Origin of the sequence: Solilutibacter tolerans (assembly GCF_900155935.1) — a bacterium.
GTDB lineage: Bacteria > Pseudomonadota > Gammaproteobacteria > Xanthomonadales > Xanthomonadaceae > Solilutibacter > Solilutibacter tolerans.
Window position 1 is genome coordinate 348,418 of the sequence record NZ_FTLW01000001.1, and the last position, 13,434, is coordinate 361,851.

At 62.3% G+C, this 13,434-nt stretch carries 14 protein-coding genes and 1 tRNA gene; all 15 read left to right on the top strand.

Translation table 11 applies throughout. From position 1 onward, the window contains the following. The 15 genes from BW989_RS01695 to gspD all read left to right on the top strand — a co-directional run bounded on the left by BW989_RS01695 (position 1) and on the right by gspD (position 13,404). Entirely contained in the window at positions 1-297 is a 297-nt protein-coding gene (locus tag BW989_RS01695; protein WP_076584765.1) for an integration host factor subunit alpha, read from the top strand. Then, positions 281-637, top strand: a complete 357-nt coding sequence (locus tag BW989_RS01700; protein ID WP_076584766.1) for a MerR family transcriptional regulator — start codon at positions 281-283, stop codon at positions 635-637. Before BW989_RS01695 ends, BW989_RS01700 begins: the two co-directional genes overlap by 17 nt. 31 nt (positions 638-668) lie before the next feature. Further along, positions 669-745, top strand: a tRNA-Pro gene (locus tag BW989_RS01705). 438 nt (positions 746-1,183) lie between these two features. Next, on the top strand, positions 1,184-2,776 hold the full coding sequence (locus BW989_RS01710; protein WP_076584767.1) for a M4 family metallopeptidase: 1,593 nt from the start codon (positions 1,184-1,186) through the stop codon (positions 2,774-2,776). A 181-nt stretch (positions 2,777-2,957) separates the two neighbouring features. After that, positions 2,958-4,682, top strand: a complete 1,725-nt coding sequence (locus BW989_RS01715) for a GspE/PulE family protein (protein ID WP_425476631.1) — start codon at positions 2,958-2,960, stop codon at positions 4,680-4,682. 1 nt (position 4,683) lies between these two features. Further along, positions 4,684-5,901 carry a type II secretion system F family protein gene (locus tag BW989_RS01720; protein WP_076584768.1) on the top strand — a complete coding sequence of 406 codons (1,218 nt, stop codon included), beginning with the start codon at positions 4,684-4,686 and terminating at the stop codon, positions 5,899-5,901. Between the two features lie 8 nt (positions 5,902-5,909). Beyond that, positions 5,910-6,350, top strand: a complete 441-nt coding sequence (gene gspG, locus BW989_RS01725) for a type II secretion system major pseudopilin GspG (RefSeq protein WP_076585264.1) — start codon at positions 5,910-5,912, stop codon at positions 6,348-6,350. Then, positions 6,328-6,825 carry a GspH/FimT family pseudopilin gene (locus BW989_RS01730; protein ID WP_076584769.1) on the top strand — a complete coding sequence of 166 codons (498 nt, stop codon included), beginning with the start codon at positions 6,328-6,330 and terminating at the stop codon, positions 6,823-6,825. The genes gspG and BW989_RS01730 overlap by 23 nt, the downstream gene beginning before the upstream one ends. Before the next feature lies 1 nt (position 6,826). After that, positions 6,827-7,270: a type IV pilus modification PilV family protein gene (locus tag BW989_RS01735; protein WP_076584770.1), complete on the top strand. Its 444-nt coding sequence runs from the start codon at positions 6,827-6,829 to the stop codon at positions 7,268-7,270. Beyond that, positions 7,267-7,884: a prepilin-type N-terminal cleavage/methylation domain-containing protein gene (locus BW989_RS01740; protein WP_076584771.1), complete on the top strand. Its 618-nt coding sequence runs from the start codon at positions 7,267-7,269 to the stop codon at positions 7,882-7,884. Before BW989_RS01735 ends, BW989_RS01740 begins: the two co-directional genes overlap by 4 nt. Next, positions 7,881-8,720 (top strand): type II secretion system protein GspK, encoded by an 840-nt coding sequence (locus BW989_RS01745; RefSeq protein WP_076584772.1) that lies wholly within the window; start codon positions 7,881-7,883, stop codon positions 8,718-8,720. Before BW989_RS01740 ends, BW989_RS01745 begins: the two co-directional genes overlap by 4 nt. Then, positions 8,708-9,820 (top strand): PilN domain-containing protein, encoded by a 1,113-nt coding sequence (locus BW989_RS01750; protein ID WP_076584773.1) that lies wholly within the window; start codon positions 8,708-8,710, stop codon positions 9,818-9,820. The genes BW989_RS01745 and BW989_RS01750 overlap by 13 nt, the downstream gene beginning before the upstream one ends. Beyond that, positions 9,817-10,446, top strand: a complete 630-nt coding sequence (gene gspM / locus BW989_RS01755; protein ID WP_076584774.1) for a type II secretion system protein GspM — start codon at positions 9,817-9,819, stop codon at positions 10,444-10,446. Before BW989_RS01750 ends, gspM begins: the two co-directional genes overlap by 4 nt. Beyond that, positions 10,443-11,201, top strand: a complete 759-nt coding sequence (locus BW989_RS01760; protein ID WP_076584775.1) for a hypothetical protein — start codon at positions 10,443-10,445, stop codon at positions 11,199-11,201. The genes gspM and BW989_RS01760 overlap by 4 nt, the downstream gene beginning before the upstream one ends. A 25-nt stretch (positions 11,202-11,226) precedes the next feature. Then, a complete protein-coding gene (gene gspD / locus BW989_RS01765) occupies positions 11,227-13,404 on the top strand; it encodes a type II secretion system secretin GspD (RefSeq protein ID WP_076584776.1) in 2,178 nt (725 codons plus the stop codon). Positions 13,405-13,434: the final 30 nt, after the last annotated feature.

A 13,434-nucleotide genomic window follows, 5' to 3' on the forward strand; every position in this document is an offset into this window, starting at 1 on the left:
ATGGCATTGACCAAGGCTGAGATGGCCGAACGTCTTTTCGACGAAGTCGGCTTGAACAAGCGCGAGGCGAAGGAATTCGTCGATGCGTTCTTCGACACGCTCCGCGAGGGGCTGGAGGCCGGCCGTCAGGTGAAGTTGTCGGGGTTCGGCAATTTCGATCTTCGCCGCAAGAACCAGCGCCCCGGTCGCAATCCCAAGACTGGCGAAGAGATTCCGATCACTGCCCGCACGGTGGTGACCTTCCGCCCCGGTCAGAAGCTCAAGGAGCGAGTGGAGGCTTATGCTGGACCCAGGTAGCAACAAGGAGCTCCCGCTGATCCCGGCCAAGCGCTACTTCACCATCGGTGAGGTCAGTGAGCTGTGCGACGTCAAACCGCACGTGCTGCGCTACTGGGAGACCGAGTTCCCCAGCCTGTCGCCGGTCAAGCGCCGTGGCAACCGTCGCTACTACCAGCGCCATGACGTGCTGATGGTGCGCCAGATTCGTGGCCTCTTGTACGAGCAGGGTTACACCATCGGCGGTGCGCGCCTGCGTCTGGAGGGTGAGAGCGGCAAGCAGGAATCGGCGCTGTCCTCACAAATCATCAAGCAAGTGCGGCAGGAGCTGGAAGAAGTCCTGCAGCTACTGAAGCGCTAAGCCTCGCGCATCGTCTATAATTCGCGCCTCTCGGGGTATAGCGCAGCCTGGTAGCGCACTTGTCTGGGGGACAAGTGGTCGTCGGTTCGAATCCGGCTACCCCGACCATCATCCCAACGCCTGGCCTAGCCAGGCGTTTTTCCTGCGCTCTGTTTTGGTTTTGACTGGCCATCCTCGGTCAAAAACGTGATGCACGGCACAGCTGCGCGAATTGATTCCTGAATGCGGGTAGATCGTGCGTGTGGAAGGCCTTTTCATGCTCGCGCCGACGAGCGGCAAAGCACCGCTTGGAATTACGAATTTGCTTGGAAAATAGGGGTTATTCCCAAGCAAGAATTCGGCTGAATACATAATGCCTGCGGGCTTGTAGCATAGCAGCATGACAACGGCGTGAAGATGCCTTCTATTCCGTCAACCCTGACGAATCGCACCGGTTCCGGTGACGCCGCCATGGCTAGCGGCTGTCACCTGCATGGATGTGGGGTGGGGCTTTTGCCTGACAGTCGTTTCCCATCCACACGCTCCACATCACGGCGAAACTCACCGATGCAATCGCAAGTCCGCCTCATCTGCGCGGCCGTTGTCGCCGCACTCGCTGTATCCGCTTCCGGGCTCGCCACTGGCGCTGCCAACTCTTCGGCCGCCAACCGTGCCCAAGGTCTGATTGATGCCAACCCCGGCTGGGCCAATCGCGTCACTGGCGACAGCTTCGACTTGCGCGGCGTGGTCGTCGACAACGATGGCACCGAGCATGTCCGTTACAACCGCAGCTACAAGGGCCTGCCGGTCATCGGTGGCGATGTTGTCGTCCATTCCAAAGGCGGCAACCTGAAGAGCATGACCCAGACCATTAACAACATGAGCCGCCCGGGCTTGGGTGCGCGCGTGAAGGCTGATGATGCGATCGTCGCCGCTGGTGTGGATTTTGGTGGCGGCTTCGATGGCAAGCCAACCGCGCGCAAAGTCGTGTATGCGATGTACTCGCAGCCGACCCTGGCGTGGGAAGTGGTGATGAAGGGTACGCGCGCTGACCAGACCCCGACCGAAATGCATTACTTCGTGGATGCCAACAGCGGCGCCATCCTGGATGCCTGGGACATGGTGCATAGCGCGGCGGCCAATGGCACCGGCAAGACCATCACCTTGGGCGATGTTGGCATCACTACCGATTCGGTCAGCGGCGGTTACCAGTTGCTCGATCTCAGCCGAGGCGGCGGCGCCACTTACGACGCCCGCAATGCGGCGTACACGTCGGCTGCCGGCAATGCAGTCATGCTGACCGATGCCGACAACGTCTGGGGCAACTACACCAAGACCGACCGTGCGACGTCGGCCGCCGAAGCACATTACGGCGTGGCCGTGACCTGGGACTATTACAAAAACGTCCACGGTCGTAACGGCATCTTCAACGATGGCAAAGGTGTGAAGAGCTACGTCCACACCGGCACCAACTGGAACAACGCCGTCTGGTACAACAACTCGATGATGTATGGCGATGGTGACGGCACCAGCTGGCTGCCGCTGACCGTTCTGGACGTAGCTGGCCATGAAATGAGCCACGGTGTCGCCCAGGCGACTTCGGGCCTGGCTTATTCCGGCGACATGGGTGGCTTGAACGAAGGCAACTCCGACATCTTCGGCACGTTGGTCGAGTTCTATGCCAACAACAGCAGCGATCCGGGCGATTACCTGATCGGCGAAGAGGTCTACATCTCCAACCCGAACGGCACCAAGGCGCTGCGCCACATGTTCAAGCAGAACATCGACGGTGCGTCGTACGTCTGCTACCCGAGCCGTGGTTTCCGCCGCGAAGATCCGCACTACACTTCGGGCGTGGCGAATCGCTTCTTCTATCTGCTGGCAGAAGGTGCGGTGGTTCCCTCGGGCTTCGGTGCAGGCACGACTTACAACCTGACCCCGTCGTCGCTGGTGTGTAATGGCAACACGGGCCTGGCCGGTATTGGTCGCACCAAGGCGGGCGCTATCTGGTATCGCGCGCTGGATCTGTACTTCACCTCCAGCACCAAGTACCCGAACGCGCGCACCGCAACGCTCAACGCCGCGCGTGACCTCTACGGCAGCGGTTCGCCGGAGTACAACGCCGTGGCCGCCGCGTGGAGCGCGACCAACGTCAACTGATGTGACGTGATCTTGCAGTATCCGACGGCCCGCGCAAGCGGGCCGTCTTGAATTTATCGGGTAGGATTTTGATCATCAATGCAAACATGCCTGAACCGCGCGCAGGCAGGCCTGCAAGGCGGAACCGTTTCGGTTACGGTGGTTCGGCACGAAAAGTGTCAACTTGGCTACCTTGGCTAACTTGAATATCACTGAACACGAGTCACGGATTCTCAGAGTGAGCCACGAAACCCGCATCATCGAATCTCTGGTCGCGCGCGGACGGTTGAAGACCGATGACATCCGGCGCGCCGAAGGCTTGCGCCAGACGCCTGATGTCACGCCGATGCTGCCGCTGCTCGAACGCTTGGGCGTGCTGTCCGAGCAGGATCATGCACGCGCCGCCGCTGAGGTGATGGGGCTTGTCTTGGTCGATCCAGCCGAGGCCGCGGAATCTCCCCCAGAGACTTTGGGCGATGTTGCGACGGTATCGCCACGATTCCTGCGCCAATTCCAATTGGTACCAGTGGACGAGGCCGATGGCGTTGTCGAGGTCTGGGCGGCGGATCCTTGGCATGCACCGTCGCTGGATGCCTTGTCGCTCGCACTGTCACGGCCGTTGTCGATCAAGGTCGCGCCGCGTACAGCGATCACCGCATTGCTGGCTCGCTGGTATCCCGAAGCCGAGCCCGCGAATACAGACGATGAGGCATCGACCAGTGCTGACCTCGAGGATGTCGAGCATCTGAAGGATCTCGCTTCCGAAGCGCCGGTCATTCGGATCGTCAACCAGATTCTTCAGCGCGCGGTGGAGTTGCGTGCATCCGACATCCACCTTGAGCCGTTCGAGCGCGAGATGGCCTTGCGTTATCGCATCGACGGCGTCTTGCAGGAAGCCGATGCGCCGCCGCTGTCGATGGCAGCCGCAGTGATGAGTCGTTTCAAGATCCTGGCCCGCCTCAACATCGCGGAACGTCGCCTGCCGCAAGATGGTCGCATCCAGTTGCGCGTGCAGGGGCGAGAGCTTGACCTGCGCGTATCGACGGTGCCGACCACGCATGGCGAGTCGCTGGTGCTGCGTTTGCTCGATCGGGAGAACGTGACCCTCGATCTCGGTGACCTGGGTTATACCGATGTGCAGCGTGCGCGTTTCCGCGAGGCTTTGTCGCAACCGCATGGCATCGTGCTGGTGACAGGGCCGACGGGCTCGGGCAAGACGACGACACTCTACGCGGCGCTCGCGCAATTGAATCAGCCGGGCGTCAAGATCATTACCGTCGAGGATCCGGTCGAATACCGGATGGACGGTGTCAATCAGATCCAGGTGAAGCCGCAAATCGGGCTGGATTTTGCCAGTGCCTTGCGCGCCATCGTGCGTCAGGATCCGGACATCATCCTGGTCGGCGAAATGCGCGACATCGAAACAGCGCGCACCGCGATTCAATCTGCGTTGACAGGCCACTTGGTGCTGTCAACGCTGCATACCAATTCCGCCGCGGGTGGGTTGACCCGATTGCGCGACATGGGCATCGAGAACTATCTCGTTACCTCGACGGTGAATGCGTTATTGGCGCAGCGACTGGTGCGCCGCATCGAGCCAACGCATGCCGAGCGTTACCTTGCCAGCCTGGAAGAGATCGAGCGTTTCGGTTTGCGCCGCGTTCAACCCGAAGGCGACATCTATTTGTGGCGGCCTGTGCCCTCTGTCTTGAGTGCGAGCGGGTACCTCGGCCGCGTCGCCATCGTCGAGCTCTTGGTGATGAGCGATGCGCTCCGCCATGCAGTGATGCAGGATGCGACGCTCGGCCAACTCGAAGCCATCGCGCGCAGTGAAGGCCACGCAAGCATGGCCGAAGACGGCATCCGCAAGGCGATGGCCGGGCTCACCACACTGGACGAAGTCCTGCGCGTGACGCAGTTGGATTGAGATGGTCGCGTATCGTTTCAGTGCCGTGGATGAAAAAGGCCAGCCGCGCGAAGGCGTGCTGGATGCCGCCGACAGCGCGGGCGTGGTCGCTCAATTGCATGCGCGGCAATGGACCCCGCTGGATGTGCGTCTGGCAGGTGGGCGCAGCGGGACGGGCCGTTGGCGATGGGGGCGCCGACGCCACCTCATTGGCAGCGATCAGCTGCTGGGCTTCACTGATCAGCTCGCGACCTTGCTTGCCGCAGGTCAGCCGATTGATCGCGCGTTATCCATCCTGCAAGAGTCGGCCAATAGTGAGGCGATGACTGCCGTGGTCGCGAGCGTGCGCGATGATGTGCGCGGCGGCGCGAGTCTGAGCAATGCGATGGCCAGACATGACGATGCGTTCCCGCCGTTGGTGCAAAGCTTGGTCAAGGCAGGCGAAGCCGGGGGCACCTTGCCGCAGGCGCTGCATCGATTGAATGAATACCTGGCACGCAGTGCAGGCTTTCGTCGTGGGTTGATCAACGCAGCCATCTACCCCGCGATTTTGATGGCGACTGTCTTGTTGTCGATGGGTTTCCTGCTGGGCTACGTGGTACCGCAGTTCGCCGAGATGTACGCCAACCTGCAAGCCGAGCTGCCGTGGTTTTCCAAGATGGTGTTGGGCCTGGGCATGGCAGTGCGCGAATGGTGGTGGCTGTTGCTCGCGCTGCTGTTCCTCGCCTTGATTGTTGCCAATGCATGGCTCAAGCGTCCGGAATCCAAACCCGTGCTGGATGCGTGGCTCTTGCGTCAAAAATTTCTGGGGCCGCTGTTGGCACGAATCGATGCCGAGCGCTGGTTGCGTACATTGGCGACGTTGCTTGAATCAGGTGTGCCGATGATGAACGCGTTGCAGCTTGCGCAAGGCGTACTGGGTAATGCAGTGCTTGCACGTGCGGCAACGCAAGCCGGCGAAGCGGTACGCAGTGGTGCGCGGCTGTCTGATGCGCTCGCCACGGAGCCACATTTCCCGCGGCTCGCCCTGCAGATGATGCGAGTGGGCGAGGAAGCGGGCGCGCTGGATAGTCTGCTGTTGAAGGCCGCCGATACCCTGGAGCAGGACATTCGTCGCGTGCTGGATCGCGCGATGGCCGCGCTGGTGCCTGTGGTGACGGTCGTGATGTTCGTATTGATCGGCGTCGTGGTGATGTCGATTCTTGTCCCGCTGTACGATCTAACCTCTGTCATAGGATGAAGCCTGCAATGCGTCGTTTTCCCCGATCTTTTTCCGAATTTCGCGCACCCCGCGTCCAGTCTGGCTTCACCCTGATCGAAATCATCCTGGTGGTGATGTTGATCGGCGTCGTGGTGGCCTTCGCCGCATCGCGCATCCTCGGCGGTGGTGATCGCGCCAAGGTCGGCCTTGCCAAGGCGCAGGTGCAAACGACATCGGACAAGATCGAGCAATACAAGATGGATGTCGGCCAATACCCCACCAAGCTTGATGACCTGGTGACCCAGCCGAACGGTGTCGCTGGCTGGCTGGGTCCATACGCGAAAGCTGTTGAAACCAAGGATCCGTGGGGCAACCCCATCGAATACAAATTGCCGGGCGAGAGCGGCAAGGCATACTCGCTGGTAAGTTTCGGACGCGATGGCAAGGCTGGCGGCTCTAGCGTCGATGCCGACATCATCGCCGAGTAATTTCATCGGCGGGCGATCCGGTGCCTCGCGCAGTGTGCGCGGCTTCACCTTGCTGGAGATCATGCTGGTGCTGGCGCTGGTCGCGGTCGGTACCTTGATGATGGCGGCGGCGTTCAGTCGCGGCGGCGCGAGCTCGCAACTGCGCAACGAGGCCGCACAAATGACCAATGGTCTGCGTGATGCCCGTGCACGCGCCTTGCGCACGCAGATGACGCAGCGTTTCGTGCTGGATACGGCGACGCACGCGTGGCAGGTACCGGGCAGTGCACCACGACACGTGCCCGATGATATCGGCTTGACGCTTTCCACCGCCGAAGAGTTACGCGAAGGGACGAGCCGTGGCGTGATCTTGTTCTTTCCGGATGGCGCTTCCAGCGGTGGTCGGGTTGATCTTTCCCGCAACGGCGCGACTTGGCGACTGGACGTGCACTGGCTGACTGGCCAAGTCCGCAACCAGCGCGTGGGCGCGCAGTGACATGATGACATCGCATCCAAGACAACTACGAAGGGCAAATCGTGAGCGCGGTTTCAGCCTGATCGAGTTGATCGTCGCGTTTGCGTTGATGGCGCTGGTGTTGACGACGGTGTTGGCGATCGCGGCGCGTGCGTATCGGCAAGTGGCATGGTCGGGTTCGGCGATGGAGGCCTCGCAATGGGCGCAGACCTTGTCAGATGAAGCCGCTGGGCAGACGTTGGCATTGGGCCGCAGCGAAGGTCGCGTGCAAGACGGACGTTACCGATGGGTGCGTGAGGTCAGCGAATACCGTGATCCCGATAATTTGTTGCGTGATGTCGATGGCCGCGCACGCCTGTGGCAAACCCGATTGGAAGTGCATTGGGATGATGGGCAGCGTGACAACGTGATTCGCCTCATAGGTTTGCGTCCTGCACCTGTGCCGAAGGCCGGGCCGATGCCATGAGGCGGCAACGCGGATTCACCTTGATCGAAGTGTTGTTGGCCACGCTATTGCTGGCCAGTGCGATCGCAGTGACTGCGGCGAGCGTGCGTGGCATCGCGCGTGCACAACAACGCAGCGAGGCGGCGCTGGCAGAGAGCAGCGCACGCAACGCGGTGCAGGCATGGCTGCGTGCGCGGATCGGTGCGACGTTGCCGGTTGCATTCGTTGATGCTGCGCAGGGGCGTGTGTTGTTTATTGGCCGGCGTGATCGGATGGAGTTTGTCACCGAGTTGCCGCCGTATCCGACATTGACCGGCCCGGTGAGGCAGGTGATCGAAGCGCAGTCGGCAGGTGCCTCTGGCTATCTGATCTGCGTCAGCCAAGCGTTGCCCGATGCAGCGACGCCGGTGTGCTCGGCGGACGAGCAGAGTACGTTGGTGCGCGGCCTGTCGCGGGTGGAATTCCGTTATCGAGGTCGTAATGAAGCGGGCGCTGCAGGTCCGTGGTTACCGGAGTGGACGCGCGGCGACATCTTGCCCGAATGGGTCGAAGTGCGAATGGGGTCGCCTGCGGATGCACCTGCGTGGCCGCAATTGGTGGTCCACATCCCGGTTGCGATCAACCCCGTGCCATGAGTACGCATCGTCCATCGCGTGCTTTCGCCTTGCCGCTAGTGTTGTGGTTGATTGCGGTATTGATGACGCTGATCGTTGTGCTGGCTTATGCCGCGCGCATCGGCCACATCGAATCGCGCACGCAGTTCGATCGGGTGGAGGCGGAATCGGCCGCGCGCGCAGGCATTACTTATGCGGTGGCACGGATGGATAGCTCATTGGGTACGGATGCTTGGGGGCCGTCACTGCAAAGACGCAGTCTTGAGCTGGAGGGGTATCGCATCGACATCACCATTCGGGATGAATCGGGCAAGCTCGACCTCAACAGCGGCGACATCGAAGTGCTGCGTGCTTTATTGCAAGTGCGGCAAATCCCGGCCGATCAGGCCTCGCGTCTGCTGGCCGGCGTCACTGCGATGCGGCAGAACAACGCGCGTTTTGCCAGCCCATTGCCGCCGGTGCCGGGTGCACCGCCGGCGGCGAGTGGACGTGAACAGCGCATCGCGACGCTTTCCACGCTGCGCCAATGGCCAGGGATCGCTGCATCCACCGTTGCTGGCCTGCGGGATGACCTCACGGTTCATAGTGGACTACCCCTGCCCGATGCTCGCTTGGCAAGCGCCGCGATGCGTCAAGCGTTGGTGGAGACAGGCCGCGCACCAGCTCGCGTCGAAGACGGTACGCAAGAATTTGGCGGCATGGAGTTTGGTAGTGGCACCTTTGCCATAGAATCAGTGGCTACGCGTCCGGGGCGACCTGCCGGGCGTATATACGTTGTGCTGCGGGCATTTCCCCGCAGTGGCGGTGGCATGGCCTCCACTTGGCTCGCATGGGAACACGGACGATGGACGCAGTAATCCCGGCGCAACCGGCAAGCACCGATCTATGGGGCAGGGTGCATCGATTCCTTGACGCATGGGCGCATGGGCTGAAGCTGGCCCTGCCATTGCGTTGGCGACAACGTTGGTTTCCGTCGCCGTCTGATGTGTGGTTGCAGTTGGATGCGGATCGCGAGCGTGCATGGGTTGCCGGCCGTGATGTCGGCGGGTTGGAAGTCGCGGGTGACCATATCGATGTCGCCACGGTCCTTGCACGCCATCCCGATTTGCCGCGCTGGTTGCTGATGCCGCCGCAGATGGTGGCGCGGGTGCCGGTCAGCCTGCCGCTGGCGGCCGCAGGCCAGCTACGCCATGCACTGCAGTTTGAGGTGGATCGACAGACACCGTTCGCCCTGGCCGATGTGGTTTTCGATGCACGAGCGTTGCAAATCGATCCGATCGCCAAGACCGTATTGGCGGAGTTGGTAGTCGTACCGCAGGCGCGCCTCGCACCGTTGTTGAGCCATGCGCATGCGCTGGGCATCCAGTTGCAGGGCGTCGATGTGGCCGATGACGCGGGCCGCCCCGCCGGAATCAACCTGTTGCCGGCCGAAGCCCGTTCGACACCAGTAAATCGTTGGCGGCGACGCAACCTGTGGCTGGCGTTGTCGGTGCTGGTGGTGCTGGCGATTGGCGCGGTCGTGTCCATCCAGCGACAGAACGCGCGCGCGGATGATTTGGAAGCGCAGCTGCAGCGGGACCGTGCGCAGACGAGACTGGTTGCCGCGCAACGCCAGCAATTGCTCGATTACACCGAGGCCGCGCAGCAGATACAGGTGCTGCGTGATCGTCGCGCGCCCTTGCTTGCCATCCAGAACGCGCTGGCCGAGCGATTCGCCGGCAATGCGTGGGTCGAGCGAATCAGCATCCAAGGCGAGCAAATGCAACTTTCAGGGCAGTCATCGCAAGCCACGCGGCTGGTGCCGGCATTGCAGGGCAGTACGCTTTGGCGCGATGTCACCATGTCGGGCGCGGTCGCAGCCGAAGGCGGCAATGGGGGCGAGCGATATGCACTCGGTCTGCGACTCACGCCAGTCGGAACACAGGCGCAGGCAAAGGCAAAGGCGGCTGTGCGATGAGCGCCCCCTTGCCGCTGTCAGCCGCTGATCGTCGTTTGCGCAATTTGTCTGTGCTGGGATTGGTAATTGTGATGCTGGCTGTCGCTGTGATTGCCTATTTGGCCTGGTGGCAGCCGTGGCAGGCCGCGCATGAACGAGCCACCCAGCTGGCCGAGCGTCAGGCACGTGCGCAAGCCTTGCTGGCCGAGGGCGATGCTGTTCGCACCGCGCTTGCCCAAGCGGATATCGCAGTGCGGCAACAACCGTTGTGGCTGCCGCTGGCTGATCGTGCGCAGGCCATCGATGTGATGGCCGGGCAGGTGGATCAGGCGGTCGCGGTGGTCGGCGACAACGGCCAGCGCTGCAAGGTGCAAAGCCGCAATCCAGTGGAGGAGGCCGCCGCCGGTCGCCTGACGCGGGTCGCGTTGTCCATTCGCCTGCGTTGCGGCAATAGCGAGTGGTTGCGGCTGTCGCACATCCTTGAATCGGGCCAGCCGCCGCTGGCGCTAGACGACATAGCCATCAGTGCCCCGCCGCAATATCCCGGCGCAATGCTCGGCACAGAGGCCGGTGTCCTCGACATCAGCTTCAAAATTATGGCCTTCCTGCCACCGGGCAGTCCGGGCGCCGCGGAGATCTCGCCATGAAGACCTCTGCATCGATGCCAATCTCGACGCGGTTTTGGGCCGCGGCATTGGTGGCTGCGACCCTCTTTCTCGGCTGGGCACTGTTCTGGCCGGCCGTCGACCTGAAATCCAGCGAGACGACACACGCGGCGCTACCCGTGTATACCTTGCATGACGCGATGCCCGCCGCTGCACCTAACGCCGCCGACCCTGCCTTGGCGCGCCCGTTGTATTTCAATGACCGGCGTCCGCGCATCGCGGTGGTTGCGCAGGGCGTGGGCGTCGGCGCGGCCGACCAAGGGTTTGATGTGGTGTTGACCGGCATCGTGCGCTCGGCCGGTTTGCAGCTCGCCACGCTCTCGCCGGCTGGCGGCAAGCCGGTGCGGGTGAAGCTGGGCGAGGAAGTCGAAGGCAAGACCGGCTGGCGGTTGGTCAGCCTGGGGCCGCGCACAGCGACATTCCGCAGCGGTGAACGCGAGCAAGTGTTACGGATGGATGCAAGGGATGCAGCCACTGCGCCCGCGCCACTTGTGCCGCCTGCATCCCTGTCGGGCGGGGCGCCGGACATGCCGCGGCCGCCGGACCAAGCAGCCCCGCCGGCAGTGCCCGGGGTCACCGGGCAAGCATCGGGTACGCCGCCCGTGACATCATCAAGCCCTGTGTCCAACGCGCCCGCGAATACGGCCCAGGACCAGCAAATCCAGGCGATACGTCGTCGCATCGAGGATGCGCGACGCCAGGCAAGACCACGCAATTCACCCGAACCTTCGCGCTGAAGCACACACCCGAGACCCGCATCGCATGAGTGTTTTCCGTTACAGCTTCCCAGTCCTGGCCGTCCTGATCGCGGGTTGCGCTACCGCGCCGGTGCCGGAAATGCATCGCGATGCCGACCTCAGCCGTACCACCGGTGTCGCCGGTACGACGTCCAACGCGCAAGACAATGTGGTGCTGGATGATGGTGCCGGCCCACAGCCGGTGATCCGTCGCGGAAGTAAGCGCGCTGCGATCCAGCCGCCGTCGGCACCGGCGCTGAGCGGCCCGGTACGTGGACGCGGCGGCACCTCGCTGATCTTCCAGGACGAGCCTATCCAGTCATTGATCGCGGTCATCTTGGGCGACATGTTGGGTCAGAACTATGTGATCGCGCCGGGTGTGCAAGGCACGGTCAACATCAACACACCACGCCCGGTGACCCAGGCCGAAGCGATGCGCCTGTTGGAAAGCGTATTGGGCTGGAACAACGCGCGCCTGATCTGGGCAGATGGCCGATACAACATCGTCCCCGCTGACCAAGCCGTGTCGAGTGGGCTGATGTCGCCTTCGACCGGGGCAGGCAGTGGCGCACGTGGCATTGGCTATCAAGTCCGTCCGTACGAGCTGCGTTATATCTCCGCCAGCGAGATGGAGAAAATCCTCAAGCCTTACGCGCGGCCTTCGGCCATCGTCAATGTCGATACCGGACGCAACGTGCTGACCCTGGCTGGCACGCCAACCGAGCTGGAGAACTATCGCCGCACCATCCAGACCTTCGACGTGGATTGGATGGCGAGCATGTCGGTGGGCGTGTTCCCGCTGCAGAGCGGGCGTGCATCGCAAGTGGTATCAGACCTTGAGCGCGTGTTCGGCGAACAAAGCCGCACGCCAGTCGCGGGGATGTTCCGCTTCATGCCGCTCGAGGCATCCAATTCGGTGATGGTGATTGCCTCGCAGCCCGAGTACCTGGATGACATCCAGCAGTGGATCGACCGTATCGATGGTGGCGCGACCGGTGGTCGCCTCTATACCTACGAGCTCAAATACGTGAAGGCGCGTGATTTGGCGATGCGTCTGGCCGAAGTGTTCGGCGGTGCGTCCGCGCAGCCGGCGGCTTCTGCTCCCAGCTTGATGCCGGGTCTCACCTCGACCCAAATTGGCGATGTGTCAGTGGCGAATGACAACGGCGTCAGCACGGCGACCATCGGCAATGCGAGTGGCGGCGGCCTGGGCAACGGGCAGATGTCGCTCAACCCGCAGACGCAGGGGGGCGCCGGCGCGGTGAAGCTGCAGGTCAACGGCGACCAGGTTGGTGTGGCGGCTGTGGATGAAAACAATGCATTGCTGGTGCGCGCGTCACCCTCGGCGTGGAAGTCGATTCGTGAAGTGATCCAGCGCCTCGATGTCATGCCGCTTCAGGTACATATCGAAGCGCAAGTGGTCGAGGTCAACCTGACCGGCGACCTGCGCTATGGGGTCAATTGGTATCTGGAAAACGGCATCACCGATCCCGATATTCGTGCCGCCGCCGCGCAGAAACAGGGTTTCAGCCTGGTTGGCGGCAGCATCATCGGCGAGGGGATTGGCAACGGATTTGCATTGCAATTTCTTGGCCATAATGTCGCCGCCTTGTTGACCGCATTGGACCAGGTCACGGACCTGCGTCTGCTGCAGACGCCGTCGGTAGTGGTGAAGAACAATTCGGAAGCGACTTTCAATGTGGGCAGCCGCATCCCGGTCGCCTCGGTCACGGTTAATCCGGGCACCGGCAACACGCAGACTTATAGCCAGGTGCAGTACCTCGATACCGGCACCATTCTCAAGGTGCGTCCGCGCGTCACCCGCGATGGCATGGTCTTCCTCGACATCGTGCAGGAAGTCAGCAGCCCCGGCAGTCAGGCCGATATCTACGGCAACGTGCGCATCAACACGCGTCGGCTCAAGACCGAGGCCGCCGTGCAGAGCGGCGACACGGTGATGCTGGCTGGCCTCATCAGCGATGAGGCGACCAAGGGCACATCAGGCGTACCGTTCCTCTCGCGTATCCCGGTGATTGGCGGCTTGTTTGGCGTGCAGAGTGATCGATCGTCACGCACCGAAGTCATCATCCTGCTGACTCCGCGGATGATCCGTGACCCCGGCGAGGCACGCGCGCTGACCGATGAGTATGGTCGTCGTTTCCGTGGGCTGGATCCGATCCGACAAACCCCGCCTGCGCGTTGATGACTTGGATGTTGGGCTTGGCGCCGATGG

Bases quoted from the DNA above. Each gene is read 5' to 3' on its own strand.
- BW989_RS01695 (WP_076584765.1), top strand. From the start codon at position 1: ATGGCATTGACCAAGGCTGAGATGGCCGAACGTCTTTTCGACGAAGTC.
- BW989_RS01700 (WP_076584766.1), top strand. From the start codon at position 281: ATGCTGGACCCAGGTAGCAACAAGGAGCTCCCGCTGATCCCGGCCAAG.
- BW989_RS01710 (WP_076584767.1), top strand. From the start codon at position 1,184: ATGCAATCGCAAGTCCGCCTCATCTGCGCGGCCGTTGTCGCCGCACTC.
- BW989_RS01720 (WP_076584768.1), top strand. From the start codon at position 4,684: ATGGTCGCGTATCGTTTCAGTGCCGTGGATGAAAAAGGCCAGCCGCGC.
- gspG (WP_076585264.1), top strand. From the start codon at position 5,910: ATGCGTCGTTTTCCCCGATCTTTTTCCGAATTTCGCGCACCCCGCGTC.
- BW989_RS01730 (WP_076584769.1), top strand. From the start codon at position 6,328: ATGCCGACATCATCGCCGAGTAATTTCATCGGCGGGCGATCCGGTGCC.
- BW989_RS01735 (WP_076584770.1), top strand. From the start codon at position 6,827: ATGATGACATCGCATCCAAGACAACTACGAAGGGCAAATCGTGAGCGC.
- BW989_RS01740 (WP_076584771.1), top strand. From the start codon at position 7,267: ATGAGGCGGCAACGCGGATTCACCTTGATCGAAGTGTTGTTGGCCACG.
- BW989_RS01745 (WP_076584772.1), top strand. From the start codon at position 7,881: ATGAGTACGCATCGTCCATCGCGTGCTTTCGCCTTGCCGCTAGTGTTG.
- BW989_RS01750 (WP_076584773.1), top strand. From the start codon at position 8,708: ATGGACGCAGTAATCCCGGCGCAACCGGCAAGCACCGATCTATGGGGC.
- gspM (WP_076584774.1), top strand. From the start codon at position 9,817: ATGAGCGCCCCCTTGCCGCTGTCAGCCGCTGATCGTCGTTTGCGCAAT.
- BW989_RS01760 (WP_076584775.1), top strand. From the start codon at position 10,443: ATGAAGACCTCTGCATCGATGCCAATCTCGACGCGGTTTTGGGCCGCG.
- gspD (WP_076584776.1), top strand. From the start codon at position 11,227: ATGAGTGTTTTCCGTTACAGCTTCCCAGTCCTGGCCGTCCTGATCGCG.